This window comes from Streptomyces sp. NPDC002476 (assembly GCF_042889785.1).
Lineage (GTDB): Bacteria > Actinomycetota > Actinomycetes > Streptomycetales > Streptomycetaceae > Streptomyces.
Map to the genome: position 1 here is coordinate 176198 of NZ_JBIARH010000003.1, position 23350 is coordinate 199547.

22 protein-coding genes are annotated in these 23350 nt (G+C 72.2%); 12 read left to right on the forward strand and 10 right to left on the reverse strand.

Annotated features, from left to right (window positions below):
* Window positions 1-141 precede the first annotated feature (141 nt).
* The 5 genes from sigE to ACFYXM_RS04660 all read left to right on the forward strand — a co-directional run bounded on the left by sigE (window position 142) and on the right by ACFYXM_RS04660 (window position 5244).
* Window positions 142-906, forward strand: a complete 765-nt coding sequence (gene sigE / locus ACFYXM_RS04640; RefSeq protein ID WP_389287169.1) for an RNA polymerase sigma factor SigE — start codon at window positions 142-144, stop codon at window positions 904-906.
* The gene (locus tag ACFYXM_RS04645) at window positions 903-1994 is read left to right on the forward strand and encodes a zf-HC2 domain-containing protein (RefSeq protein ID WP_389286829.1); all 1092 of its coding nucleotides are present in this window, start codon (window positions 903-905) and stop codon (window positions 1992-1994) included. The genes sigE and ACFYXM_RS04645 overlap by 4 nt, the downstream gene beginning before the upstream one ends.
* Before the next feature lie 138 nt (window positions 1995-2132).
* Window positions 2133-3881 carry a trypsin-like peptidase domain-containing protein gene (locus ACFYXM_RS04650; protein ID WP_389286831.1) on the forward strand — a complete coding sequence of 583 codons (1749 nt, stop codon included), beginning with the start codon at window positions 2133-2135 and terminating at the stop codon, window positions 3879-3881.
* A 99-nt stretch (window positions 3882-3980) separates the two neighbouring features.
* Window positions 3981-4466 carry a sec-independent translocase gene (locus ACFYXM_RS04655; protein WP_389286833.1) on the forward strand — a complete coding sequence of 162 codons (486 nt, stop codon included), beginning with the start codon at window positions 3981-3983 and terminating at the stop codon, window positions 4464-4466.
* Window positions 4467-4584: 118 nt separating this feature from the next.
* Entirely contained in the window at window positions 4585-5244 is a 660-nt protein-coding gene (locus ACFYXM_RS04660; protein ID WP_389286835.1) for a hypothetical protein, read from the forward strand.
* Window positions 5245-5342: 98 nt separating this feature from the next.
* Here ACFYXM_RS04660 and ACFYXM_RS04665 read toward each other — a convergent pair whose 3' ends face one another.
* The 3 genes from ACFYXM_RS04665 to ACFYXM_RS04675 form a co-directional block, all read right to left on the reverse strand.
* Window positions 5343-6476 (reverse strand): Mrp/NBP35 family ATP-binding protein, encoded by a 1134-nt coding sequence (locus ACFYXM_RS04665; protein ID WP_389286837.1) that lies wholly within the window; start codon window positions 6474-6476, stop codon window positions 5343-5345.
* Window positions 6477-6665: 189 nt separating this feature from the next.
* Window positions 6666-7232: a DUF1003 domain-containing protein gene (locus ACFYXM_RS04670; protein ID WP_389286839.1), complete on the reverse strand. Its 567-nt coding sequence runs from the start codon at window positions 7230-7232 to the stop codon at window positions 6666-6668.
* Window positions 7222-8496 (reverse strand): magnesium transporter MgtE N-terminal domain-containing protein, encoded by a 1275-nt coding sequence (locus ACFYXM_RS04675; protein WP_389286841.1) that lies wholly within the window; start codon window positions 8494-8496, stop codon window positions 7222-7224. The genes ACFYXM_RS04670 and ACFYXM_RS04675 overlap by 11 nt, the downstream gene beginning before the upstream one ends.
* A gap of 315 nt (window positions 8497-8811) precedes the next feature.
* On the opposite strand from ACFYXM_RS04675, the gene ACFYXM_RS04680 reads away from it, so the two are divergent.
* Window positions 8812-9576 (forward strand): hypothetical protein, encoded by a 765-nt coding sequence (locus ACFYXM_RS04680; RefSeq protein WP_389286843.1) that lies wholly within the window; start codon window positions 8812-8814, stop codon window positions 9574-9576.
* Window positions 9577-9698: 122 nt separating this feature from the next.
* Here ACFYXM_RS04680 and ACFYXM_RS04685 read toward each other — a convergent pair whose 3' ends face one another.
* Window positions 9699-10220, reverse strand: coding sequence for a hypothetical protein (locus tag ACFYXM_RS04685; protein ID WP_389286845.1), 522 nt, complete (start codon window positions 10218-10220; stop codon window positions 9699-9701).
* Between the two features lie 176 nt (window positions 10221-10396).
* Window positions 10397-11527 carry a magnesium and cobalt transport protein CorA gene (locus ACFYXM_RS04690; protein WP_389286846.1) on the reverse strand — a complete coding sequence of 377 codons (1131 nt, stop codon included), beginning with the start codon at window positions 11525-11527 and terminating at the stop codon, window positions 10397-10399.
* 409 nt (window positions 11528-11936) lie between these two features.
* Between ACFYXM_RS04690 and ACFYXM_RS04695 the strand changes: the two genes are divergently transcribed.
* Window positions 11937-12551: a suppressor of fused domain protein gene (locus ACFYXM_RS04695; protein WP_389286848.1), complete on the forward strand. Its 615-nt coding sequence runs from the start codon at window positions 11937-11939 to the stop codon at window positions 12549-12551.
* Window positions 12552-12682: 131 nt separating this feature from the next.
* On the opposite strand, the gene ACFYXM_RS04700 is transcribed toward ACFYXM_RS04695, so the two are convergent.
* Window positions 12683-13915: an MFS transporter gene (locus tag ACFYXM_RS04700; RefSeq protein WP_389286850.1), complete on the reverse strand. Its 1233-nt coding sequence runs from the start codon at window positions 13913-13915 to the stop codon at window positions 12683-12685.
* A gap of 164 nt (window positions 13916-14079) precedes the next feature.
* On the opposite strand from ACFYXM_RS04700, the gene ACFYXM_RS04705 reads away from it, so the two are divergent.
* The 3 genes from ACFYXM_RS04705 (at window position 14080) to ACFYXM_RS04715 (ending at window position 17073) form a co-directional block, all read left to right on the forward strand.
* The gene (locus ACFYXM_RS04705; RefSeq protein WP_389286851.1) at window positions 14080-14718 is read left to right on the forward strand and encodes a DUF6758 family protein; all 639 of its coding nucleotides are present in this window, start codon (window positions 14080-14082) and stop codon (window positions 14716-14718) included.
* Window positions 14719-15363: 645 nt separating this feature from the next.
* Window positions 15364-16230 carry a PHP domain-containing protein gene (locus tag ACFYXM_RS04710; protein ID WP_389286852.1) on the forward strand — a complete coding sequence of 289 codons (867 nt, stop codon included), beginning with the start codon at window positions 15364-15366 and terminating at the stop codon, window positions 16228-16230.
* Between the two features lie 237 nt (window positions 16231-16467).
* Window positions 16468-17073: a MarC family protein gene (locus ACFYXM_RS04715; protein ID WP_389286854.1), complete on the forward strand. Its 606-nt coding sequence runs from the start codon at window positions 16468-16470 to the stop codon at window positions 17071-17073.
* A gap of 77 nt (window positions 17074-17150) precedes the next feature.
* Here the strand turns inward: ACFYXM_RS04715 and ACFYXM_RS04720 are convergent, their stop codons facing one another.
* Window positions 17151-17303 (reverse strand): hypothetical protein, encoded by a 153-nt coding sequence (locus ACFYXM_RS04720; RefSeq protein ID WP_199883112.1) that lies wholly within the window; start codon window positions 17301-17303, stop codon window positions 17151-17153.
* A 245-nt stretch (window positions 17304-17548) separates the two neighbouring features.
* Between ACFYXM_RS04720 and ACFYXM_RS04725 the strand changes: the two genes are divergently transcribed.
* The gene (locus ACFYXM_RS04725; RefSeq protein ID WP_389286856.1) at window positions 17549-18508 is read left to right on the forward strand and encodes an NYN domain-containing protein; all 960 of its coding nucleotides are present in this window, start codon (window positions 17549-17551) and stop codon (window positions 18506-18508) included.
* A 108-nt stretch (window positions 18509-18616) separates the two neighbouring features.
* On the opposite strand, the gene ACFYXM_RS04730 is transcribed toward ACFYXM_RS04725, so the two are convergent.
* Together ACFYXM_RS04730 and ACFYXM_RS04735 are read right to left on the reverse strand one after the other, a co-directional pair.
* A complete protein-coding gene (locus ACFYXM_RS04730) occupies window positions 18617-19486 on the reverse strand; it encodes an alpha/beta fold hydrolase (RefSeq protein WP_389286858.1) in 870 nt (289 codons plus the stop codon).
* A 182-nt stretch (window positions 19487-19668) separates the two neighbouring features.
* Entirely contained in the window at window positions 19669-21531 is a 1863-nt protein-coding gene (locus ACFYXM_RS04735) for a DEAD/DEAH box helicase (RefSeq protein ID WP_389287171.1), read from the reverse strand.
* Window positions 21532-22013: 482 nt separating this feature from the next.
* Here ACFYXM_RS04735 and ACFYXM_RS04740 point away from each other — a divergent pair, with 482 nt between their 5' ends.
* Window positions 22014-22748, forward strand: coding sequence for a ferritin-like fold-containing protein (locus tag ACFYXM_RS04740; RefSeq protein ID WP_073781992.1), 735 nt, complete (start codon window positions 22014-22016; stop codon window positions 22746-22748).
* 76 nt (window positions 22749-22824) lie between these two features.
* Here the strand turns inward: ACFYXM_RS04740 and ACFYXM_RS04745 are convergent, their stop codons facing one another.
* The gene (locus ACFYXM_RS04745; RefSeq protein WP_389286860.1) at window positions 22825-23097 is read right to left on the reverse strand and encodes a hypothetical protein; all 273 of its coding nucleotides are present in this window, start codon (window positions 23095-23097) and stop codon (window positions 22825-22827) included.
* Window positions 23098-23350: the final 253 nt, after the last annotated feature.

Sequence of the window (23350 nt, forward strand, 5' to 3'; positions counted from 1 at the left end):
GGACCGGACGTTGTAGAGGGGCGGGGAGAGCCCGTGGAAAGCGGCCCGGAGGACCGGGCCGGGGCCACGGGCCGCGGTTCCGGGGAGTTCCCCGGCCTCAGCAGGAAAAAGGCTTATCCGGAGCTAACGGGCGAGGTGGTTATGGTAGGGGCTCCGCTGGACACCACCAGAGCCGATAGGGGAGGTGCGGCTGCGCCTGCGGATCGGGGAGGAGTGCTGAAGCGCTTTCTCAGGTCGGCGGGTGAGCCGAAATCCGTGACCGACATCGCTGACCGTTCTTCCGCCGCCTCCGCGCCGACCGCGACCTTCGCCTCAGATGCGGACTCCCAGGCGTGGACACCGCCCTCCTGGGAAGAGATCGTCAGCACGCACAGCGGCCGGGTCTACCGTCTCGCCTACCGTCTGACGGGCAATCAGCACGATGCGGAGGACCTCACGCAGGAGGTCTTCGTCCGCGTGTTCCGGTCGCTGTCGACCTATACGCCGGGCACGTTCGAGGGCTGGCTGCACCGCATCACGACCAATCTGTTCCTCGACATGGTCCGCCGCAAGCAGCGGATCCGTTTCGACTCCCTCGGCGACGACGCCGCCGAGCGGCTGCCGAGCCGTGAGCCGTCTCCGCAGCAGGTCTTCAACGACGCCCATTTCGACGCGGACGTGCAGCACGCGCTGGACACCCTCGCGCCCGAGTTCCGTGCCGCCGTGGTGCTCTGCGACATCGAGGGCCTTTCGTACGAGGAGATCGCCGCGACGCTGGGTGTGAAGCTCGGCACCGTGCGCAGCCGCATCCACCGCGGCCGTTCGCACCTGCGCAAGGCGTTGAAGCACCGTTCGCCCGGGGCCCGGCGCGTCCAGCAGCCGTCGCTGGCGGGCGCGGTTCTGGCAGGGGAGGGCGGAACGGCGTGAGCGGCACGGGTCCGACCCCCGCGGAACAGCATCTGGGGGACCGGCTCGCCGCGCTTGTCGACGGCGAGCTGAAACACGACGCCCGCGAACGGGTACTGGCCCACCTCGCGACCTGCGCCAAGTGCAAGGCCGAGGCGGCGGCCCAGCGCCGCCTGAAGAGTGTCTTCGCACAGTCGGCCCCGCCCTCGCCGTCCGAGGGGTTCCTCGCCCGGCTCCAGGGCCTTCCCGGGGGCCCGGGGAATGACGACGACGGCCGGGGAGGACCGTTCGGCGACTCCGGGCGGTTCGCCGACGGATTCCTGCCCCTGAGCCGTCGGCCCGGCAGCCGTACGGCCACCGGGCGCGGTCCGGGGCTCGGCGACTTCGGCTACCTCCCGGACGACCGGCACGGATCCACCGCCGTCCTCCCGCGCGCAACCGCCCGCGCGGATCTCCGGCTGCCCGGGGGGTCCGCCCGCACGGGCTTCCGGATCCACGAGGTCGGCCGTGAGCCGGACCGGGCGGCGTCGCGCGGCCGGAGGTTCGCCTTCGCCGCCGCCGGTGCCGTGTCGCTGGCGGCCATCGCCCTCGGCGGCGCCCTCCAGACGGGGGCCGGTACCAGCGCCCCGGTCAGGGCGGCCGGCGCCGGGAACACCGTGACCCCGCTCGACACCGCCCGCGGCGAGAGCGGCAGCTCGGTCAGCCGTCGCGGCGGAAGCGGTCAGAGCGCCCGCACCACGACGGAGACGTACGACCGCGCGGGCACCCCCGCCGCCCCGCCGACCGTGCCGGAGACCACGCCGGCGCCCTACGCCGCTCCCGCGCTCTCCGCCTCCGCCAACCGCCTCCCGGTTCTCTCGAACCTCTCCGGGGGCCCGGGGCTCCTGCACAACACCCTCGACGTCCAGGCTCTGCCCCAGGTGTCGGCGCCGCCGCTGATACCTCCGACCGGGACCACCCCGCTGTTCGCCCCGGTGCTGGGACGGCTCGCCCCGACGCCGTCGCCGACGGCACTCGTGCCGTCCGTGCCGCCGTCCTGGACGCCTCCTCCGGTCACGGCTCTCCCGACCCCCGCGGACCAGGGCACGCCGCTCTCCTCCCGGCGGTGAACGCCACCCGGCACTGAACGAGGTCTGCGCGGACAATCGCAAACCTGGCTCGCAAACCTGGTTGAATTCCGGGTGGAGTTCCGGGAGGGGCGCCCCGCCCGGGGCGCGGTACCCGGTCGCGGCAGTTGCGGGGAGAGTATGGAAGACGCGAAGTCCACCGGGCCGAAGGCGAAGTGGTGGAGCCGGCCCACGCCGGGGCATGCCACCCGCCCTGAGCCGGACGGGCCGTCCTCCCCGCAGGACGCCACGCCGCCCGCCGACACGCTGGAGACCGCGCACATTTCGCACCCGGCGCACATGGACCCTCCGGCCGATTCCGTGCCCCCGTCTCCCGAGGTGTACCCGTCTCCCGGGGCCGGGCCCGGGGCGTCGCCCTCCACGACCGGGACCCCGTCCCCCGGGACCGGGCCCGCTGCGCCCCTACCGGCGGCGCAGTCGATGCGGCCGCTGCACGAGCCCGACGAGTACAGCACCCCGCCGTACGGGGAACCCGGCCCTTGGGCGCCCGCGCCCCCCGTGCAGCGGCCGGTCCCGACTCCGGCGCACGGCACCCCCGTGCCCGCGCCTTACGCGGGGACGAACGGCGCGGGCATCAGTACCGCACCGACGCCCGGCTTCACACCCCCGGCGCCCCCGCTCCCGCAGCCCGGTGCCCGGTCGGCGCCGCCGACACCTCCGGGCCAGTCGACGCAGTGGCTCCAGTACGACCCCTGGGGCGCCCCGCGCCGGCCGCTGACCCACCCCGGCCCGCCACTCGGCGCCGACGGCGGGAGCAGGAAGAAGCGCCGGGGTTCCGTCCTCGTCGGCGCGCTGCTGCTCGCGCTGGTGGCGGGCGGGATCGGCGGCGGGGTCGGCGCCTACGTCGAGCGCAACGGCGGCCTCACTCGCGTCGAGCTCCCGCAGACCGGCCGGAACGACGGCGGCCGGGCCCCCGACAGCGTCGCGGGTATCGCCGCCAGCGCCCTGCCCAGCGTGGTCACGCTCCATGTCAGCGGCACCAGCGAAGCGGGCACCGGCACCGGCTTCGTGCTCGACAAGTCGGGCCACATCCTCACCAACAACCACGTCGTGGCCCCCGCCGGTTCCGCCGGCCGGATCACCGTGACGTTCAGCGGCGGCGAGACCGCGCGCGCCGAGGTCGTCGGCAAGGACAGCGGCTACGACCTCGCGGTGGTCAAGGTCACCGGCGTGTCCGGCCTCAAGCCGCTGCCGCTGGGCAACTCCGACAACGTGCGGGTCGGTGACCCCGTGGTGGCCATCGGCGCCCCCTTCGAGCTGTCCAACACGGTGACCTCGGGCATCATCAGCGCCAAGGACCGCCCGATCACCGCGGGCGGCGAGAAGGGCGACGGCAGCGACATCAGCTACGTCGACGCGCTGCAGACCGACGCCCCGATCAACCCCGGCAACTCCGGCGGACCGCTCGTCGACACCGACGCACATGTCATAGGCATCAACAGCGCCATCCGCGCCGCCGACGGCGGCTCCGGCACCGATGGCGGACAGTCGGGGTCCATCGGGCTCGGCTTCGCCATACCGATCAACCAGGGCAAGCGCGTCGCCGAGGAGCTGATCAACACAGGCAGGGCCACGCACCCCGTGATCGGTGTCACGCTCGACATGAAGTACACGGGCGACGGCGCCAAGGTCGGGGCCGAGGGCGGGGAGGGCAAGCCCGCGGTGACGCCCGGCGGGCCCGGCGCCAAGGCCGGGATCAGGCCGGGGGACGTCATCACCGCGGTCGACGGCCGACGGGTGCACAGCGGTGAGGAACTGATCGTGAAGATCCGGGCGCACCGGCCCGGTGACCGGCTGGACTTCGGACTGACCCGCGGTGGTAAAGAGCTGTCCATCTCTGTGACGCTCGGGTCGGCAACCAGCGGCTGACGGCCGTGAGGCGCTACCGCGCGGGCAGTCACGGCGGGTACCGTGGAGCCGGTCCGGACCGCAACCACCCTGGTCGCGGAGAACACGAGGAGCGACAAGGTGTTCACTGATATAGGCGTCATGGAGGTGCTGACGCTCGCGATCCTGGGCATGCTGATCTTCGGCCCGGACAAGCTGCCCAAGGTCATTCAGGACGCCTCGCGCTTCATCCGCAAGGTCCGCGAGTTCTCGGAGAGCGCCAAGCACGACATCCGCTCGGAGCTGGGGCCGGAGTTCAAGGACTTCGAGTTCGAGGACCTCAACCCCAAGACGTTCGTCCGCAAGCAGCTCATGGCGGGCGAGGACGAGCTCGGGCTGAAGGAGATCCGCGAGAGCTTCGACCTGCGCAAGGACCTGTCCGAGGTCACCGACGCGGTGAACGGCCGGGAGCCCGCGGCCGTGGAATCCGCCGACTCCCGCGGCGGCGCGCCGGACGGTTCGGCGGTCGGCGGTTCGGGTGGGTCCGCCGGTACTCCGGATCTGCTCAAGAAGCGTCCGCAGCCGGTGAAGGACGATCACCCGCCGTTCGACGCCGACGCCACCTGACGGTGGTCAATCCCAGGTCGTCCGGACGCTATGGCTATTCTCCATCTGTCCGGTTGTGAGGACGCCCGCGGGGGGCGGGCCGCTCCGGACCCCATGGATCGAGGAGGCGGCCGGGCAGATGGAGACGACCAGTCGGGTGGGCGCGGAGGACGCGCCGGGCACAGGCACCGCCGAGGGGACGTCGGCTGCCCGGCGCATGGTCGATGGTTTCCTGGCCGCTCCGTTTCCCTGGTACGGACTGGACGGCGCCTTCACCGGACCGCGCCGGCTGCTGCAGATCGGCGCCGCGGCCGACGGCCCGGTGCGGCACGGTTCCATCGGTCACGGCGACGAGCCGTCGGTACGCACCGACGCGGGTGGTGAACGGCAGCGGTTCGCGGTCGTCGTGACAGTGGCCGGCGGCCCCGAACAGCGCAGCGGCGACGGCACCGGACTGCTGGACGCGACGACGGTCGCCTCTGCGGCCTGGCTGGCCTGGTCCGGGCTGCTCGCCTGCACCTGGCCCGCCCATCTGGACCACGCGCTGCGTGACGACTGGCTGAGCCAGCAGACGGAGACGGCGTTCGAACTCGCCGACGATCTGGACGGGTCCGCGTGGTCGACGCTGTCCCTGCCGGTGGACGGCGTCCCGGTGCCGTTCCACTACCGCGAGTCCGAGTTCGGCTGGGTGCTGGCGGGGTCGGCGCCCGGAGAGGTGCACATCGGCGCGTACGGGCGCGGGATGAGCGCGTACGGGCTGGGCTTCTCGGTCGTCGAGGACATCACGGCGTACGCGTAGCGGATGACGGGGCCCGCTGCACGCGCTCGGGCGCGTACAGCGGGCCCCCGTCCGGTACAGCGGTACGACGGGCCGTGTGCCGTACAGCGGGCCGCGGCTCAGAACTTGTTGCGCGGGGTGATGCCCAAGGACAGGCCGGACAGACCGCGACGGCGGTTGCCGAGCTTGTCCGCGATGGTGCGCAGCGCCTTGCCCGCGGGGGAGTCGGGGTCGGACAGGACGACCGGCTCGCCCTCGTCGCCGCCCTCGCGCAGCCGCACGTCGATCGGGATGGAGCCGAGCACCGGCACCTCCGCGCCGACCGTCCGGGTCAGTCCCTCCGCGACCCTCGCGCCGCCGCCCGTACCGAACACGTCGACCATCTCGCCGCAGTGCGGGCACGGCATGCCCGACATGTTCTCGACGACACCGGCGATCTTCTGGTGCGTCTGCACCGCGATCGACCCGGCCCGCTCGGCGACCTCGGCCGCCGCCTGCTGCGGCGTCGTGACGACGAGGATCTCGGCGTTCGGCACGAGCTGCGCGACCGAGATCGCGATGTCGCCCGTCCCCGGCGGCAGGTCGAGCAGCAGGACGTCCAGGTCGCCCCAGTACACGTCGGCGAGGAACTGCTGCAGCGCGCGGTGCAGCATCGGCCCGCGCCACACCACCGGAGCGTTGCCCGGGGTGAACATGCCGATGGAGATGACCTTCACGCCGTGCGCCGACGGCGGCATGATCATGTTCTCGACCTGGGTCGGCTTCCCTTCGGCGCCGAGCATCCGGGGCACGCTGTGGCCGTAGATGTCGGCGTCCACGACACCGACCTTGAGGCCGTCGGCCGCCATCGCGGCCGCCAGGTTCACCGTGACCGACGACTTGCCGACGCCGCCCTTGCCGGACGCGACCGCGTAGACCCGGGTCAGCGAGCCCGGCTTGGCGAACGGCACCTCGCGCTCGGCCGTGCCGCCGCGCAGCGAGGCCGCCAGTTCCTTGCGCTGCTCGTCGCTCATCACGTCGAGCGTGACGTCGACCCGCGAGACGCCCTCCACGCGGGCGACCGCGTCGGTCACGCTCTTGGTGATCGTCTCGCGCATCGGGCAGCCCGAGACCGTGAGATAGACCGTGACAGCGACCGCACCGTCAGCGCCGACCTCGACCGATTTCACCATGCCGAGTTCGGTGATCGGGCGGTGGATCTCCGGGTCGTTCACCGTCGCCAGTGCCTCGCGCACCGCGTCTTCCGTAGCCATACATCGATAGTACGGGTGCGCGCAGCGCTCGTTGAGGGTGGTGGTGGGCGACGGGTGGGAGGGTGCGCGCAGCGCTCGTTGAGGGTGGTGGTGGGCGACGGGTGGGAGGGTGCGCGCAGCGCTCGTTGAGGGTGGTGGTGGGCGACGGGCGGGCCTACGGCGCTTGTCGCCGCGCGCGAGTGGCAGCCCTCAGCGGTCTTCGTCGCTGCCGTCCGCGTGAGCCGGGGGACGGCCGCGCCGGTCGTCCAGGTACCTGACGAGATCCTCCAGTTCGGAGCGGATCCAGTCGCGGGTGGCGACCTCGCCCAGCCCCATCCGCAGGGCCGCGATTTCCCGGGTGAGGAACTCGGTGTCCGCGATGGAGCGCTCGTTCTGCTTGCGGTCCTGCTCGTAGGTGACCCGGTCGCGGTCGGCCTGCCGGTTCTGCGCGAGCAGGATCAGCGGGGCCGCGTACGACGCCTGGAGCGACAGCATGAGCGTCAGGAAGATGAACGGGTACGGGTCGAACCGCAGGGCCGCGGGCGCGAAGACGTTCCACACCACCCAGACGATGATGAACAGCGTCATCCAGGCGATGAAGCGCCAGGTGCCCAGGAAGCGGGCGATCCGTTCGGAGAGCCGGCCGAACGTCTCGGGGTCGTACTCGGGCAGCAGTCTCGGCCGCGGGGCCTTCGGCTGGTCCAGCCGGTAACGGGGCGGGCGCACGATGCCCGAGGCGCCGGTCGTCGTGGCCTTCGCGCGGTCCTCACCGGCCATGGGCGGCCTCCCCCCCGCTGCGGAAGTCGGTCTCCCGCCAGTCCTCGGGCAGCAGATGGTCGAGCACGTCGTCGACGGTCACCGCGCCGAGCAGCGAACCGCTCTCGTCCACGACCGGCACCGAGACCAGGTTGTACGCGGCCAGATAGCTCGTCACGGCCGGCAGCGGGGTGTCCGGGGTCAGCGGGACGAGATCGCTGTCGACGATCGAACCGACCAGGGCGTACGGCGGGTCCCGCAGCAGCCGCTGGAAGTGCACGGTGCCCAGGTACTTGCCGGTCGGGGTCTCGTCCGGCGACCGGCACACGTACACCTGCGCGGCGAGCGCCGGGGACAGGTCCGCCTGCCGGACGCGGGCGAGCGCGTCGGCGACCGTCGCGTCCGGCCGCAGGATGATCGGCTCGGTCGTCATCAGGCCGCCCGCCGTCCGCTCCTCGTACGACATCAGGCGCCGCACGTCCGCCGCGTCGCCCGGACGCATCAGGGTCAGCAGCCGCTCCTTGTCCTCCTCGGGCAGTTCGGACAGCAGATCGGCCGCGTCGTCCGGGTCCATGGCCTCCAGGACATCGGCCGCGCGCTCCTCCTGGAGCTTGCCGATGATCTCCACCTGGTCGTCCCCGGGCAGCTCCTCCAGGACGTCGGCGAGCCGCTCGTCGTCCAGCGCGGCGGCGACCTCGGCCCGCCGCTTCGGCGACAGGTGGTGCAGCGCGTTCGCCACGTCGGTCGGGCGCAGCCGCTCGAACGTGGCGACCAGGGACTCGGCGCCCTGCCCCTCCTCCTCCAGCGAGAACCCGCTGACCGCCGACCACTCGACCGTCAGCGTCTCTCCCTTGCGCCGCAGGGCCCCGCCCCGGCCCCTGCGCACGAAGTACTTGTCGATCTCCCAGTCGCGGCGGGCCGGCAGCTGCTGGATGGCGACGTCGAGGACGGTGACCTCCTCGCCGGTCTCCACGAGCCGGACGCGCCGGTCCAGGAACTCGCCGAGCACCAGCCGCTCGGTCGGGCGCTGCTCGAAGCGGCGCATGTTGACCACGCCGGTGGTGATGACCTGACCGGACTCGATCCCCGTGACACGGGTCATCGGAAGGAAGATCCGGCGCCTGGTCAGCACCTCGACGACGAGACCGAGCAGCCGGGGCGGCCGCCCGCCGACGCGCAGCATCGCGACCAGGTCGCGCACCCGGCCCACCTGGTCGCCGTTGGGGTCGAAGACCGGGACGCCGGCGAGATGCGAGACGAAGACCCTGGGGGCGCCTGCCGCCATGGTGCGTCTCCTTCTTCCGTCTCTTCCGGGGACGACTCCGACCGTGAAGGGTTCCGGCCGGGTACGACGCTCGCGCGTACGGCTTCGCGGTCTCTTCCGTGTACGACTTCGTCGTCCGGCATGTTTGGCCGTCAATCATCCGTTATGACGGGATCAGGCTAGCCCGTGCCGCTCCGTGTCGCTCCGGCGGAGCGCTCCGTACGACTCTCTGCCGGACGGTGTGATCGGCACGGGTACGCTGCGGTCTGCCACCCCACCACGCAGGTGAACCGCCATACAGGTGAACCGCCACGCAGATGAGAGGCAGTGCGTCCAGTGACCGATTCCGTGCCGCCCGCCCGGGCCCGACGCCGGACCGCCTTCGGCGTCGTGCTCTGCGCGGGGCTGTCCGTCGCCCTCACGGCATGCGCGGGCGAGGACCCGGACAAGGGGACCAACGGCGTCGGCAAGCTCTCCGCCGAGCGGATCGAGAAGAAGGCGCAGACCGCCGCGGACGGCGCCGACACGGTGCACCTCGCGGGGACGCTGGTCGGCAAGGACGGCACGTACAAGCTGGACATGCGGCTCAAGGACAAGGGCGGCACCGGCTCCGTCGTCTCGAAGGACAGCACCTTCGAGCTGCTGCGGATCGGTGACGAGCTCTACCTCAAGGCGAACGCCGCCTTCTGGAGCCACGAGGAGAAGCCCGGGGCGGACACCGCGGCGGGCGGGGACGCCGCCGACAAGCTCCAGAACAAGTACGTCAAGGTGCCGCAGGACGACCCCACGTACAAGCAGCTGCGCGGTTTCACGGACAAGAAGACCCTGCTCGACGGGGTGCTCACGCTGCACGGCACGCTCAACAAGGGCGACCGCACGAAGGTCGGGCAGGTCCGCACCGTCCAGATCACGGGTGGCAAGGGCGAGGGCGGCACGCTCGACGTCGCCCTGGAGGGCACGCCCTACCCGCTGCGGTTCGCACGCGGCGGAGGCGGCGGGACCGTGACGCTGTCGGACTGGGGCCGGGAATTCCCGCTGGAGGCGCCGGCGGAGCAGGACACGGTCGACTACGGCAAGCAGTTGCCCAGGACATCGCCCTGAGCCCGGGCCGGGCCCGATGCCCGTCACGCGCGCGGTACGGGACGGCCGGGGGCGCGCCCGGCGTTCGCCACATGCGGGGCGGGGACGAGGCGCGGGTCCGGGGCAGGCACCCGCGCCGGCGGTCAGCCCTTGCGCCCGCGCTTCAGCAGCCGCGGCAGCCCGGCCGGCACCGGTCGCCGGGTGGTCGCGGGCGTCGGCAGCGGCGCCGCGGCCAGCGAGCCGTCCGGCAGCCGGGTGCGGACCTCGCCGGGGACCAGGCGCAGCACCCGGCACTCACGCGCCCACCGCTCCGGCATCCGCTCGGCGTCCGGCGCGTTCAGCCGCTTGTTCCTGAGCTCGCCGACGGCGGCCTCCCACTCCTCGGAGTGCGGCGCCGGCTCCGTCACGGTGGCCGTCCAGGCGACCAGCCGACCGCCCTTGTCCTTGCTGCGCACGGTCACCTCGGCGGTGGACCCGTCGGTGAGACCGGCCGGGAACGGCTGCTCGCCGGGGCCGTCGCCCACCAGATACGCCGCGCCCTCGTGCCACACGTGCCACAGGGGCCGGGCGGGGCCGGTTCCCCGCACCCAGACGAGACCGGACTTCTTGGTGGCCTCCTCGACCAGGGCCCGGTCCAACGGCGCGTCAGCGACAGCAGCAGTCATGACCCGAACTCCATTCGCAAACCGGGGACGGTCCCTCATGGTACGGCGGTTCCGGAGCCGGTGACGCGGGTCCGCGGCCGGCCGAGCGCCTGAACGTGCCCGGAGCCGGTGACGCGGTTCCGGAGCCGGCCCGCCGCGCCTTGAGCCCGGGGCCGGGCCCGTGTGCCTGAGCGTGCTCAGAGCCAGCCGTTGCGCTTGAGCGTGCGGTGGATCGAGAAGCAGACCACCCCGATGACGCCCAGCACCATCGGATAGCCGTACTTCCAGTCCAGCTCGGGCATGTGCTTGAAGTTCATGCCGTAGACGCCGCAGATCATCGTCGGCACGGCGACGATGGCCGCCCAGGACGTGATCTTGCGCATGTCCTCGTTCTGCGCGACGGTCGCCTGCGCGAGGCTGGCCTGGAGGATCGAGTTCAGCAGTTCGTCGAAGCCGATGACCTCTTCGTGCACCCGTGCCAGATGGTCGGCGACGTCGCGGAAGTACTTCTGGATGTCGGGGTCGATGAGCCGCATCGGCCGTTCGCTCAGCAGCTGCATCGGCCGCAGCAGCGGCGAGACGGCCCGCTTGAACTCCAGGACCTCACGCTTGAGCTGGTAGATCCGGCCCGCGTCCGAGCCGCGCGGACTGCCCTTCGCGGGTGTGGAGAAGACCTCGGTCTCCACCTCGTCGATGTCCTCCTGCACGGCGCCCGCCACCGCGATGTAGCCGTCGACGACGTGGTCCGCGAGCGAGTGCAGGACCGCGGAGGGGCCCTTGGCCAGCAGTTCGGGGTCGTCCTGGAGCCGGTGCCGCAGCGCGCGCAGGGAGCCGTGGCCGCCGTGCCGGACGGTGATGACGAAGTCCCGGCCGGTGAAGCACATCACCTCGCCGGTCTCCACGACCTCGCTGGTCGCGGTGAGTTCGGCGTGCTCGACGTAGTGGATGGTCTTGAAGACGGTGAACAGAGTGTCGTCGTACCGCTCCAGCTTCGGCCGCTGGTGGGCGTGGACCGCGTCCTCGACGGCGAGCGGGTGGAGGCCGAACTCCCGGGCGATACCGGCGAATTCCTCCTCGGTCGGCTCGTGCAGACCGATCCAGGCGAAGCCGCCCGACTTCCGCACCTGGAGCATCGCCTCGTGCGGGGTGCGGCAGGCGCCGCCCTCCACCCTGCGGCCGTCGCGGTAGACCGCGCAGTCCACGACCGCGCTGGAGGCGGACGGGTCACGAGTCGCGTCGTAGACGTGGTGAATGGCGTTGTTCCCGCGCAGGGCGTTCCTGCGCAGGGACGGGCGGACGGCGGCGCGCAGATCGCGGATCATCGACATGGCTGACTCCTTCACGGAGGGCCGTCGTCGGGCGCGTGGAACAGCCCGGAACGAGGACGTGGGATCACGTCCGCAAAGCGGGCGGCACCGGGGCGACACGAGGACGGCGGTCGCTACGGACAGGCGGAAGAGGGGTGCTCTTCCGTCGTACGCGATGCCCTGGACCCTGACCGGGAAGGCTTCAGATCACCGGGGAGAGGGTGTGGGGCGGAAGAGCGGTCGTACTGCACGATCGACTTCGATCCATGGCAGCCCCACCTCCTCCAGCCGGTCCCCCGTGGGGGATGACGTGTCGTCGGGACCGAGAAGAACGCTTCTGCGTTACGCCCCGACCAGCGGCCAACACTATCAGCCGCCCGAGGGTCAATCCCTTACTTTGCCCATTCCATACGCGTCCTATGCTCGCTGGATGGGAGAAATTCTTGCTCTGGTCGAGGCCCGGCTGCTGACGGCCCTCGGCGAACCGGACGCGCGGGCCGCGGTGACCTTTCTCGGTACCGACCGGATCGAGGTGCTCCGCTTCATCGACGGCGATGTGGTGCGCTACGCCACGCTCGGCATGTCCGCGCACCCCATGACGGATCCGACCGCCACCCTCGTGGACCCGGTGAAGGGCCCGCGCGCCGAACTGCTGCTGTCCGTGCGCGCCGGACTCGCCGACACCGACAAGGTGCTGCGCCCGCTGGCGGTGCTGGCCGCCTCCCCGCAGGTCGAGGGGGTGATCGTGGCGCCCGGCGCCTCGCTGGAGACCGGTGAACCGCTCTGGCCCGGGGCGCCGTTCAGCTCCGTGCTGGTCGCCGAGCCGGGCGGTCTGGTCGAGGACCTGGACCTCGGTCCGGACGCGGGAGCGGACGCGGCAGGTCCCGGGACGGACCCGGTGCGGTTCCTGCCGCTGCTGCCGATGACGCCCAACGAGGCCGCGTGGAAGCGGGTCCGCGGCGCGCAGGCGCTCCAGGAGCGGTGGCTCTCGCACGGCACGGACCTGCGGGATCCGCTGCGTGGCTCCGTGCTGCTGGACGTGTAGCGCCTGTACCGGCCCCGTGCACGTGGCTCGGTCGGCACGAGGCCCCGCCGCGCGAGGATCTGCCGACGCGAGGCCCCGCCCACGACCAGGAGGGGGAGCCACGGGCGGGGCCGAAGGGGGCGTGACGGCGCTCAGTCGGCGAAGGCCGCGGCACCGTCCTCGGTGGCGTGCCGGGGCTCCGGCTCCCGCGCCTCGTGCGTCAGCGCCGTACGCCGGGCCAGGACGACGACCGCGCCGATCACGGCCGTGGCCGCGGCGACCACGAACGGCATGTGGACATTGCTCCACTCCTCGATCTTCGGGGCGAGGTACGGGGCGGCCGCCGCGGCGAACCAGCGGACGAAGTTGTAGCCCGCGCTCGCCACCGGGCGCGGGGCGTTCGACACTCCTAGCGCCAGCTCCGTGTAGACCGTGTTGTTCATGCCGATGAAGGCGCCGGAGGCGATCGTGCCGACGACGGCGGCGGTGTGGTCGCCGTACCCCAGGACCAGCAGGTCGACGGCGAGCAGCAGCAGCGAGACGCCGAGTACCTTCAGCGACCCGAAGCGCTTCTGGAGCCGCGGGGCCACGAGCACCGAGAAGACCGCGAGCAGCAGGCCCCAGGCGAAGAAGACCGCGCCCGAGCGGTACGGCGTCATGTCCAGTACGAACGGCGTGAACGCCAGGATCGTGAAGAACGCGTAGTTGTAGAAGAACGCCGAGGCCGCGACGGAGGCCAGGCCGCCGTGACCGAGCGCCCGGACCGGGTCCAGCAGTGAGGTCTTCCGGGTGGGCCCGGGCTGCTCCTTCAGGAACGCCGTGATGCAGATGAACCCGATCGCCATCAGCGCGGCCGTGCCGAAGAACGGGTAGCGCCAACTGGCGTCACCGAGCAGGGCGCCGAGCAGCGGCCCGCACGCCATGCCCAGGCCGAGCGCCGATTCGTACAGCAGGATCGCCGCCGCGCTGCCGCCCGCCGCCGCGCCGACGATCACGGCGAGCGAGGTCGATACGAACAGGGCGTTGCCCAGACCCCAGCCGGCCCGGAAGCCGACGAGTTCGCCGACGGACGACGAGGTGCCGGACAGCGCCGCGAAGACCACCACGAGCGCCAGACCGGCCAGCAGCGTCCTGCGTCCGCCGATGCGGCTGGACACGAAGCCGGTGACGAGCATCGCCACGGCGGTGATCAGGAAGTACGAGGTGAACAGGAGCGATACCTGACTCGGCGTCGCCTCCAGGCCCTTGGCGATGGAGGGCAGGATCGGGTCCACCAGACCGATGCCCATGAAGGCGACGACCGACGCGCCCGCGGTGGCCCAGACGGCCTTCGGCTGGCGCAGGATGCCGCCTGCTCCCTGATCGAACGGAACCTCTTCCTGCATGGGGCTTCTCGCTCTCCACTAGGTCACCGGTTCGTTGTGCGCTCCACAGAGTAAGTTAGGGAGCCTAATGAGTGCAAGATGCATCTATTTTCCCTGGTGAAGCCGCGCGACGCGGATGGTGATCGCCTTGACGCGGCGGCGGTCCTGGAGGACCGTTGGTCGCTATGAGGGGCGAACCCAGTTGCCCGAAGTGCGGAGGCCGGGTCAGGGCGCCCGGTCTTTTCGCCGACACCTGGCAGTGCTCCGTGCACGGCGGTGTGTACCCGCTTCAACCGGTCGTGCCGCCCAGTGTCGAGGCGCTGGGCGTGGTCGTGCGCCGGGCCCGGGTGCCGGTGTGGATGCCCTGGCCGCTGCCGGTGGGCTGGCTGTACACCGGTGTCGCGAGCGCGGGCGACGAACGCAGCGGCGGCCGGGCGGTCGCCGTCGCCTGCTCCGGACCCGGCCCGGTCGGCGGCATGGGGGAGCTGCTGCTCGTCACCGAGGAGCTCGGCGTGGGCCTCGGTGCGCGGTACGCCGGTGTCGACGGACCGGACCCCGGCCCGTACCTGGACGTCGACGGCCCGCCCGACGTCAAGATGCTCGCCGCCGGACGTCCCACCCCGCTCTGGCACGTCAGGGGTGCCCCCGAGGACCGCGCGGTCTTCGCGGGCGAGGCGCGCGGGCTCTGGCTCTGGGCGATCGTCTGGCCCGAGCAGTCGGGGCTGCTGATGTACGACGAGCTGGTGCTCGCGGATCTGCGGGAGGCCGGGGGAGAGATGGACCTCGTGCCGTGCGGGGCGCTCACGCCCCGCCTGCTCGACTAGGGCCTGTCTGGAGTTGCGATCTGGGCTCGCGGCGATCGCAAGGCGGCCGGAAGCCCTCGGACGGGGCCTCCCCCTGCTCGAACGAAGTCGAGAGCTCGGGGAAGTGCCGGGCGACGCGACGGGGCAAGCGTTGCCGGGAACGGCACTCGGGCGTGTTGCGAAAGTCCCGTGCGGCCCGCGACGCCCGGCGCACACGCTCGCGGTGCAGTCGGACCCGTCCTCGTGCGTCCGGTACCAGGGCGATCCTCCGCCTCGCGGTCGATGGGGTCCCCCTGTTCGAACGGAGCCGAGAACCTGGGGAAGCGCCGGGCGCCGCGCGGCCCGGCCTCCGGCCGAACGACGGCACTTCGACAACACGGTCTGCGGTGTCCGCGCCCGTCCCGGGACCCTGCCCGGCAGCATCCCGCCGGACTCCCGGGCGTGGCCGGATACTGTTCGAATGCCGGTTATCCTTTGAATGTCCCCCTTGAGGGTGCTGAAGATCCTGGTCGGTCCCGACGGCTCCGCTTCACCCCGCGGCCTCACCGGTGCGGTACGACGCCCGCTGTGAGGCCGCTCCGGCGCCCGCGCGCACCAGGTCTCCCTCGCCGGTCCGGCCAGGATCTTGAGCGCCCTCCGTCCGTCCCGAGCCCTGGAGTACGCGTCGTGCGCATCGATCTGCACACCCACTCCACTGCGTCGGACGGCACGGACAGCCCCGCCGGGCTGGTGCGGAACGCCGCCGCTGCGGGCCTCGACGTCGTCGCGCTCACCGACCACGACACCGTGCGCGGTCACGCCGAGGCGATCGCCGCCCTTCCCGAGGGGCTCACCCTCGTCACCGGCGCCGAGCTCTCCTGCCGGATCGACGGGGTGAGCATGCACCTGCTGGCGTACCTCTTCGACCCCGACGAGCCCGAGCTGGCGCGCGAACGCGAGCTGGTGCGGGACGACCGCGTGCCGCGCGCCCGGACCATGGTGCGCAAGCTCCAGGACCTCGGCGTTCCGATCGAGTGGGAGCGGGTCGCGAGGATCGCCGGGGACGGCTCGGTCGGCCGGCCGCACATCGCCACCGCGCTCGTCGAACTCGGCGTCGTCGAGACCGTCTCCGACGCCTTCACGCCCGAGTGGCTCGCCAACGGCGGACGCGCGTACGCGGAGAAGCACGAACTCGACCCCTTCGACGCGATCCGCCTGGTCAAGGCGGCGGGCGGCGTCACCGTCTTCGCCCACCCGGCTGCCGTCAAGCGCGGCGAGGTGGTGCCCGAGTCGTCGATCGCGCGGTTCGCCGCCGCCGGGCTCGACGGCATCGAGGTCGACCACATGGACCACGACGAGCCGATCAGGGCCAGGCTGCGCGGGCTCGCGCGGGAGCTGGGGCTGCTGACGACCGGGTCCAGCGACTACCACGGCAGCCGCAAGCCCGTCGCGCTCGGCACGTACACCACCGACCCCGAGATCTACGGCGAGATCACCCGGCGCGCCACGGGAGCCTTCCCGGTGCCGGGCACCGGCGGACCCCGCCGCACCTGACAGCCCGCCCGTCCGGTCGGGGCCCGCGCCCGCCCGGCGCCGCCCGCCGCCCTCGGCGCGACGGCCCGGCGCGATGCCGTACGGCACGGCCCGGCACCCCTCGCCTCCGTCCGGCCGCTCCGTCCGCCCGTACTTCCTGTTCCGCTTCCGCTCCTTCCCGGCCACCGGGGCCGCCCCACGGCTCCGGCGCGCGTTCCCCCCAGGCCGGTTCCCCTCCCTCTTCGTGCAAGGCTCACCGTGTTCGACATCGCTGTCTTCGGATCCCTTTTTCTCACCCTTTTTGTGATTATGGATCCCCCCGGCATCACTCCGATCTTCCTCGCCCTCACCGCCGGCCGCCCCGCCAAGACGCAGCGCAAGATGGCGCTCCAGGCGGTCACCGTCGCCTTCGGCGTCATCGCCGTCTTCGGCGTGCTCGGCCAGCAGATCCTCGACTATCTGCACGTCTCCGTGCCCGCCCTGATGATCGCGGGTGGCCTGCTCCTGCTGCTCATCGCGCTCGACCTGCTCACCGGCAAGACCGACGAGCCGACGCAGACCAAGGACGTCAACGTCGCGCTCGTACCGCTGGGCATGCCGCTGCTCGCCGGACCCGGTGCGATCGTGTCGGTGATCCTGGCGGTGCAGCACGCCGACGGGGCGGGGGGCCAGATCTCGGTCTGGTCGGCGATCATCGCCATGCACATCGTGCTCTGGCTGACCATGCGCTACTCGCTGCTGATCATCCGCGTCATCAAGGACGGCGGTGTGGTCCTGGTGACCCGGCTCGCCGGAATGATGCTCTCCGCCATCGCGGTGCAGCAGATCATCAACGGTGTCACCCAGGTCGTCCAGAACGCGTGACGACGGGTGCGGACACCACGGCGCCCCCGTACGGACCGACCGTACGGGGGCGCTACGTCTGTCCGCGTCGTCGCGCGTTACGAGGCCGGGGAATCGGCCGGGCGGATGTAGATGCGCTGGCCCGTCGCCGCGGCCTGCTGCACGATCCGGTTGACGGAGGCGGCGTCCACGACGGTGCTGTCCACGGCGGTACCGTCGACGTCGTCGAGGCGCATGATCTCGAAGCGCATATGGCTTCCCTTCGTCTGATCCTCCTGCTGGAGAACTGCTGGGAGGACGGGTGACCCCGTCCACAAGGATGGGAGCGCCCGACGCCGGTGTCCGCGCTCCGGTACATGTACAACGGCTTGCCCACTACAAACATTCCCTACGCTAAGGAAAATTTTTGGATGTCTAAGTACCAGCAGGTCATCGGGCGCACCCCGGTCGCGCGGCCCGCGGCCACGTGCACGATCACGCGCACCACGAGGCCGGCATGAACGACGCAGAGATCCGCGACTCCCACGACGCAGAGATCCGCCGTCGCGACGACGCGGAGATCCGCCGTCGCGACGACGCGGAGATCCGCGACCGTCTGGACCGGACGAACGAACTGCTCCAGCGCGTGCTCGCCGAGGTGTCGAAGACCCCCTCGACCCACGCGATCTTCGTCGACGCGGGTTATGTGTACGCCGCGGCCGGCCTGCTCGTCACCGGCACCGAGGACCGCCGGTCCTTCGATCTCGACGCGGAGGGGCTGATCGAGGCGTTCATCGACAAGGCCCGCACGATCTTCGCGGACAGCCGGCTGCTGCGCGTCTACTGGTACGATGGGGCCAGGCGCCGCATCCACACCGCCGAGCAGCAGTCCATCGCCGAACTCCCCGACGTCAAGGTCAGGCTCGGCAACCTCAACGCCAACAACCAGCAGAAGGGCGTCGACTCACTGATCCGCAGCGATCTCGAATCGCTCGCCCGCCACCGCGCCATCAGCGACGCGGCCCTGGTCGGCGGCGACGAGGACCTGGTCTCCGCGGTCGAGGCGGCGCAGGGGTACGGGGCTCGGGTGCACCTGTGGGGCATCGAGGCGGGGGAGGGGCGCAACCAGGCCGAACCGCTGCTCTGGGAGGTCGACAGTCAGCGCACCTTCGACCTGGACTTCTGCCGCCCGTACGTCACCAGACGCCCCGTCACCATGTACGAGGACGACAGCCCCGCGCCCTCCCGCGAGGACGTCCGCTTCGTCGGCGCACAGATCGCCGCGGCCTGGCTGGCCGCGCGGGGCCGCGATTCCCTCGCCGAGCTGCTGCCCGGCCACCCGTATCTGCCGGGCTCCGTCGACCAGGACCTGCTGATCGAGGCCGAACGGCTGCTCCAGCACTCGCTGCGCGGCCACGCCCATCTGCGGCGGTCCTTGCGCGACGGCTTCTGGCAGCACGTGCAGGCGCAGTACTGAGCCAGGGCGCGTCACTGCGCCGACGGCCGCTCACGGTCCACGGTGTTCGTGCCCGACCGAGCCGGGCCTCCTGCGGGTCCGTGCCCGGGACGGGACTCGGGAAGATGCTCAGGAAGGTGCTGCCGCCGTGCGCAGCGCGTCCCAGAAGGAGACGAGCGCGCTCGCGGTCCGCTCCGGGCGGTCCGTGTTCGGCGAGTGCTCGGCGCCCTCGATCCGGGTGCGGTGCGCGCCCAGCCGCCGGGCCATGTCGTCGAGCAGCGGCACCGGCCAGGTGTCGTCGCGCTCACCGGAGAGCACGTGGACGGGCAGTGCCGTGGCGGCGAGTTCGGCCACCCGGTCCGGCTCGGTCGCCAGCTGACGGCCGGTGGCGATCAACTGGGCGGGACGGTGGCGCAGCCAGCGTCGGCGCAGGGCCTCGCCGTTCGGCGTCACCTCCTCGGGCGGGTCGAAGGCGCGCACCGCCTCCCACACCTCGGCCATGGTCATGGTCGTCAGCGCGTCGGAGAGCAGCTTCACCTTGACCTGCTGCGCCTCGACGACCTGGGCGGGGCCCGACGACATCAGCGTCAGCGAACGGAACGGCGAGGCGTCGAGCAGAACCGCGGCGCGGGCGATCTGGCCGCCGAGCGAGTGCCCGACCAGATGCACCCCGCCCCCGTCGCCGGCCGCGAGCGCGGACGCCTGCGCGAGCACGTCGCGGGCCAGCTCGTCCTGCGCGTAGGTCTCCTCGCGGTCCGTGCCGTCGGTCTCGTACTGCCCCCGGCCGTCCACGGCGACGATCCGGTACCCGGCGGCACCGAGCGGTTCGAGGAGCGCGACGAAGTCCTCCTTGCTGCCCATGTAACCGGGCAGCAGAAGGGCGGTGCCGCGCGTCACGCCCTGCGGCGGGGCGTCCAGCACGGCGAACTCGCCGCGCGTGGTGCGGAGCCGATGGGCGCGAGTACCGGGCGGCGGGGTGAACGTGGGCGGCCGACTCATGGGACGAGGTTATGTCCTGGGACACCGAACGGGCAGGACGGCCGGTACGAGATCCGTACGGCAGGGCCCGGGCCCTGGCCCGGGCCTCGCCGGGCCGGGACGTTCCCGGCAGGCCGGGAACACGCGGACGCGCCCGGTCCGGGGGCTCAGCCCCCGGACCGGGCGCGTCCGCTGCCGCGGGCTCAGCCCTCGACGCCGGTACCGGTGGCGGCGCGAGCCGTCCGACGCCTGCGCGGCTTCGCCTCGCCGTCGGCGGCCGGGGCCTCCGCCGCGGCCTCGGCCTTCGGCTTCGAGGCCGCGCGGGTGCGGCGGCGGGGCCTGCTCTCGGGGACGGGCTCGGAGATCGGCGCGATCTGGAAGTCGACCTCGTCCTCGACCGGCTTGACGACGCGGGTGCGGCGGCGCGGCTTGGTCACCGTCTTCGCGGGTGCCGGCTCGGCGACGGGGGCGGTCTGGAAGTCGACCTCCTCCGCCACCGGCCGCGCCACGGCGGCACGGGTGCGACGGCGGCGAGGCTTCGCCGCGGGCTCGTCCTCGGCCGGGGCCTCGGCGGCCGGAACCTGGACCGTGTTCACCGCGGCCTCGGCGGCCGGAACCTGGACCGTGTTCACCGCGGCCTCGGCCGCGGCGTCCGGCACACCGGCGCGGGTCCGGCGACGGCGGCGCGGCGTACGCGGCTGCGCCGGGGCGTCGGCCGTCTCGGCCTCACCGGCGGGTGCGGGTACGGCGGCCGCGGTCTCCTGCGCGGGGGCCACGACGGCACCGCCCCGGGTGCGACGGCGCTGACGCGGCGTGCGCGGCGCGCGCTCCGCGCGTGCGGCGGGCGCGGCGGATGACTTGCGGCCCCGGCCGCCCGTCTCGCCAAGATCCTCGATCTCCTCGGCCCCCAGCCCCGCACGGGTCCGCTCGGAACGCGGCAGGACACCCTTGGTGCCGGCCGGGATGTCGAGCTCCTCGTAGAGGTGCGGCGAGGTGGAGTACGTCTCGACCGGGTCGTTGAAGTCCAGGTCCAGCGCCTTGTTGATCAGCTGCCAGCGCGGGATGTCGTCCCAGTCGACCAGCGTGATCGCGATGCCCTTGGCACCGGCGCGGCCGGTCCGGCCGATGCGGTGCAGGTAGGTCTTCTCGTCCTCCGGCGACTGGTAGTTGATGACGTGGGTCACACCCTCGACATCGATGCCGCGGGCGGCCACGTCGGTGCAGACGAGCACGTCGACCTTGCCGTTGCGGAACGCGCGCAGCGCCTGCTCGCGCGCCCCCTGGCCCAGGTCGCCGTGGACGGCGCCGGAGGCGAAACCGCGCCGCTCCAGCTGCTCGGCGATGTCGGCGGCGGTGCGCTTCGTGCGGCAGAAGATCATCGCGAGTCCGCGACCGTCGGCCTGCAGGATGCGGGCGACCATCTCCGGCTTGTCCAGCGAGTGGGCCCGGTAGACGTGCTGCGAGATGTTCGCGACGGTCGCGCCCTCGCCGTCGGGCGAGGTGGCCCGGATGTGCGTGGGCTGCGACATGTAGCGCCGCGCCAGGCCGATGACCGCGCCCGGCATGGTCGCCGAGAACAGCATCGTCTGGCGCTTCGCCGGGAGCATGGTGATGATCTTCTCGACGTCGGGCAGGAAGCCCAGGTCGAGCATCTCGTCGGCCTCGTCCAGCACCAGCGCGCGGACGTGCGAGAGGTCGAGCTTGCGCTGGCCTGCCAGGTCGAGCAGTCGGCCCGGCGTGCCGACGATCACATCGACGCCCTTCTTCAGGGCCTCGACCTGCGGCTCATAGGCGCGACCGCCGTAGATCGCGAGCACGCGGACGTTGCGCACCTTGCCGGCGGTCAGCAGGTCGTTGGTGACCTGCTGGCAGAGCTCACGGGTGGGGACGACGACCAGCGCCTGCGGCGTGTCGGTCAGCTGCTCCGGCGCGGCGCGGCCCGCCTCGACGTCCGCGGGGACGGTGACGCGCTCCAGCAGCGGCAGACCGAATCCGAGGGTCTTTCCGGTGCCGGTCTTGGCCTGGCCGATGACGTCGGAGCCGGAGAGGGCGACGGGGAGCGTCATCTCCTGGATGGGGAACGGGGACACGATGCCGACGGACTCAAGGGCCTCGGCCGTCTCGGGGAGAATCCCGAGTTCTCGAAACGTGGTCAGGGTGCTGCCTCTTCTGTGAGACGCGGTCCGAGGCGAACGCTGGGGGTCGTACCGTGCCGGGTTGGTCATCCGGCCGCGGAAGGGCCGGGTGGCGCGGGACCACTGCCGTCGCTCGAGCGCTCGTGCCGCTGAGGGGGCCCCTCATCTGCGGTCGTACGTGTCGTACGCCCCGCGCGGAGGGCTGTCGGGTCGGAGCCGATCGGGCCACCGACCGGGCATCCTGATTCAATTCACTGGTTTCGCGCCGTACACGCATCCAAAATACTCAGTAGGCGCAATACCACTGTACCCCGGATTCGCGCATGTGTGTTGGGCGAATTCGTCGGAACGGTGGGATGTCACTGGCTGACCAGGGCCTTCCGCCCCCCGCCGGGCGGGCTATTCTGCGCTTCATGGAGACGCCTGACAACGCCAACGAAGCCCCCGTGCCCACCGGAATCGCCGCCCAGGACTGGGCCGCCGCGTCCGCGGAGCCGCAGTACCGCGCGGCGGTCGTGGATCTGCTCGGAGCGCTGGCGTACGGGGAGCTGGCGGCCTTCGAACGGCTGGCCGAGGACGCCAAACTCGCGCCGACGCTCGCCGACAAGGCGGAGCTGGCGAAGATGGCCTCCGCGGAATTCCACCACTTCGAGAGGCTGACGGAACGGCTGACCGCGATCGACGTGGACCCCACGGGCGCGATGGAGCCGTTCGCCAAGGCGCTCGACGAATTCCACCGCCAGACCGCGCCGTCGGACTGGCTGGAGGGCCTGGTCAAGGCGTACGTCGGCGACTCGATCGCCAGCGACTTCTACCGCGAGGTCGCCGTGCGTCTCGACTCGGACACCCGGTCCCTCGTCCTGGCCGTCCTCGACGCCACGGGGCAGGCCGACTTCGCGGTCGAGAAGGTACGCGCCGCGATCGAGGCCGACCCGCGTGTCGGCGGCCGGCTCGCGCTGTGGGCGCGCCGGCTGATGGGGGAGGCCCTGTCGCAGGCGCAGCGGGTCGTGGCCGACCGTGACGCACTGTCGACGATGCTCGTGGGCGGTGTGGCGGACGGCTTCGACCTCGCGGAGGTCGGGCGGATGTTCTCCCGGATCACCGAGGCGCACACCAAGCGGATGGCCGCGCTGGGACTCGCCGCGTAGCCCCCGCAACGCCTCGTGCCTGTGCCGCCCCCGGGGGCGGCACAGGCACGAGGCGGCGTCGGGTCGGGCGGGCCGCTCAGGCCGCCGCCGACCGTCCCAGACCGTTTCGGCTCCGGGGGCGGACCAACAACGAGAGCGTCACCGCCCCGACCGACACCGCGCCGATCAGCACGGCGGCGAGATGTCCCGGACCCATCACCGAGTGCATGAGAAACACGCCGAACAGAGCCCCCAGGGCGCCCGTCGTGAAGACGGTGCGACGGGGCGGGAGCCGGTCCGGCAGGGATCGGAGCGCCACCCAGGCGAGGGCGAGTCCGAGCACGACGGCGCCGAGAGGTTCCAGGATCACAGTTGATCACCTCGCGAGTTGCGGGGCTGGTGGTGCGGTCATCTGCCGTACTACCCGAGGAACGCGGAACGCAACCCTCGTCGGCCCCGTGCCTCGTCGGTCCTGGTCCGGGCGGCGGAACGGGTCGGAAGCGGAACGGGAAGCGGGGGGGGGGGGGGGGGCCGCGGGGCGCGCCCGGGGCCGCCCCCCCCCCCGGCGGGGGGGGGGGCGCCCCCACCCCCCCCCACCCCCGCGCGCGGCGCCCCGCGCCCCC

Coding starts and splice junctions, on each gene's coding strand:
- ACFYXM_RS04675 (WP_389286841.1), bottom strand. CDS start 8,496: ATGGCGGCAGGCGCCCCCAGGGTCTTCGTCTCGCATCTCGCCGGCGTC.
- ACFYXM_RS04705 (WP_389286851.1), top strand. CDS start 14,080: ATGAGGGGCGAACCCAGTTGCCCGAAGTGCGGAGGCCGGGTCAGGGCG.
- ACFYXM_RS04740 (WP_073781992.1), top strand. CDS start 22,014: ATGGAGACGCCTGACAACGCCAACGAAGCCCCCGTGCCCACCGGAATC.
- ACFYXM_RS04720 (WP_199883112.1), bottom strand. CDS start 17,303: ATGCGCTTCGAGATCATGCGCCTCGACGACGTCGACGGTACCGCCGTG.
- ACFYXM_RS04690 (WP_389286846.1), bottom strand. CDS start 11,527: ATGTCGATGATCCGCGATCTGCGCGCCGCCGTCCGCCCGTCCCTGCGC.
- ACFYXM_RS04695 (WP_389286848.1), top strand. CDS start 11,937: ATGGGAGAAATTCTTGCTCTGGTCGAGGCCCGGCTGCTGACGGCCCTC.
- ACFYXM_RS04685 (WP_389286845.1), bottom strand. CDS start 10,220: ATGACTGCTGCTGTCGCTGACGCGCCGTTGGACCGGGCCCTGGTCGAG.
- ACFYXM_RS04665 (WP_389286837.1), bottom strand. CDS start 6,476: ATGGCTACGGAAGACGCGGTGCGCGAGGCACTGGCGACGGTGAACGAC.
- ACFYXM_RS04650 (WP_389286831.1), top strand. CDS start 2,133: ATGGAAGACGCGAAGTCCACCGGGCCGAAGGCGAAGTGGTGGAGCCGG.
- sigE (WP_389287169.1), top strand. CDS start 142: ATGGTAGGGGCTCCGCTGGACACCACCAGAGCCGATAGGGGAGGTGCG.
- ACFYXM_RS04725 (WP_389286856.1), top strand. CDS start 17,549: ATGAACGACGCAGAGATCCGCGACTCCCACGACGCAGAGATCCGCCGT.
- ACFYXM_RS04700 (WP_389286850.1), bottom strand. CDS start 13,915: ATGCAGGAAGAGGTTCCGTTCGATCAGGGAGCAGGCGGCATCCTGCGC.
- ACFYXM_RS04735 (WP_389287171.1), bottom strand. CDS start 21,531: ATGACGCTCCCCGTCGCCCTCTCCGGCTCCGACGTCATCGGCCAGGCC.
- ACFYXM_RS04730 (WP_389286858.1), bottom strand. CDS start 19,486: ATGAGTCGGCCGCCCACGTTCACCCCGCCGCCCGGTACTCGCGCCCAT.
- ACFYXM_RS04670 (WP_389286839.1), bottom strand. CDS start 7,232: ATGGCCGGTGAGGACCGCGCGAAGGCCACGACGACCGGCGCCTCGGGC.
- ACFYXM_RS04660 (WP_389286835.1), top strand. CDS start 4,585: ATGGAGACGACCAGTCGGGTGGGCGCGGAGGACGCGCCGGGCACAGGC.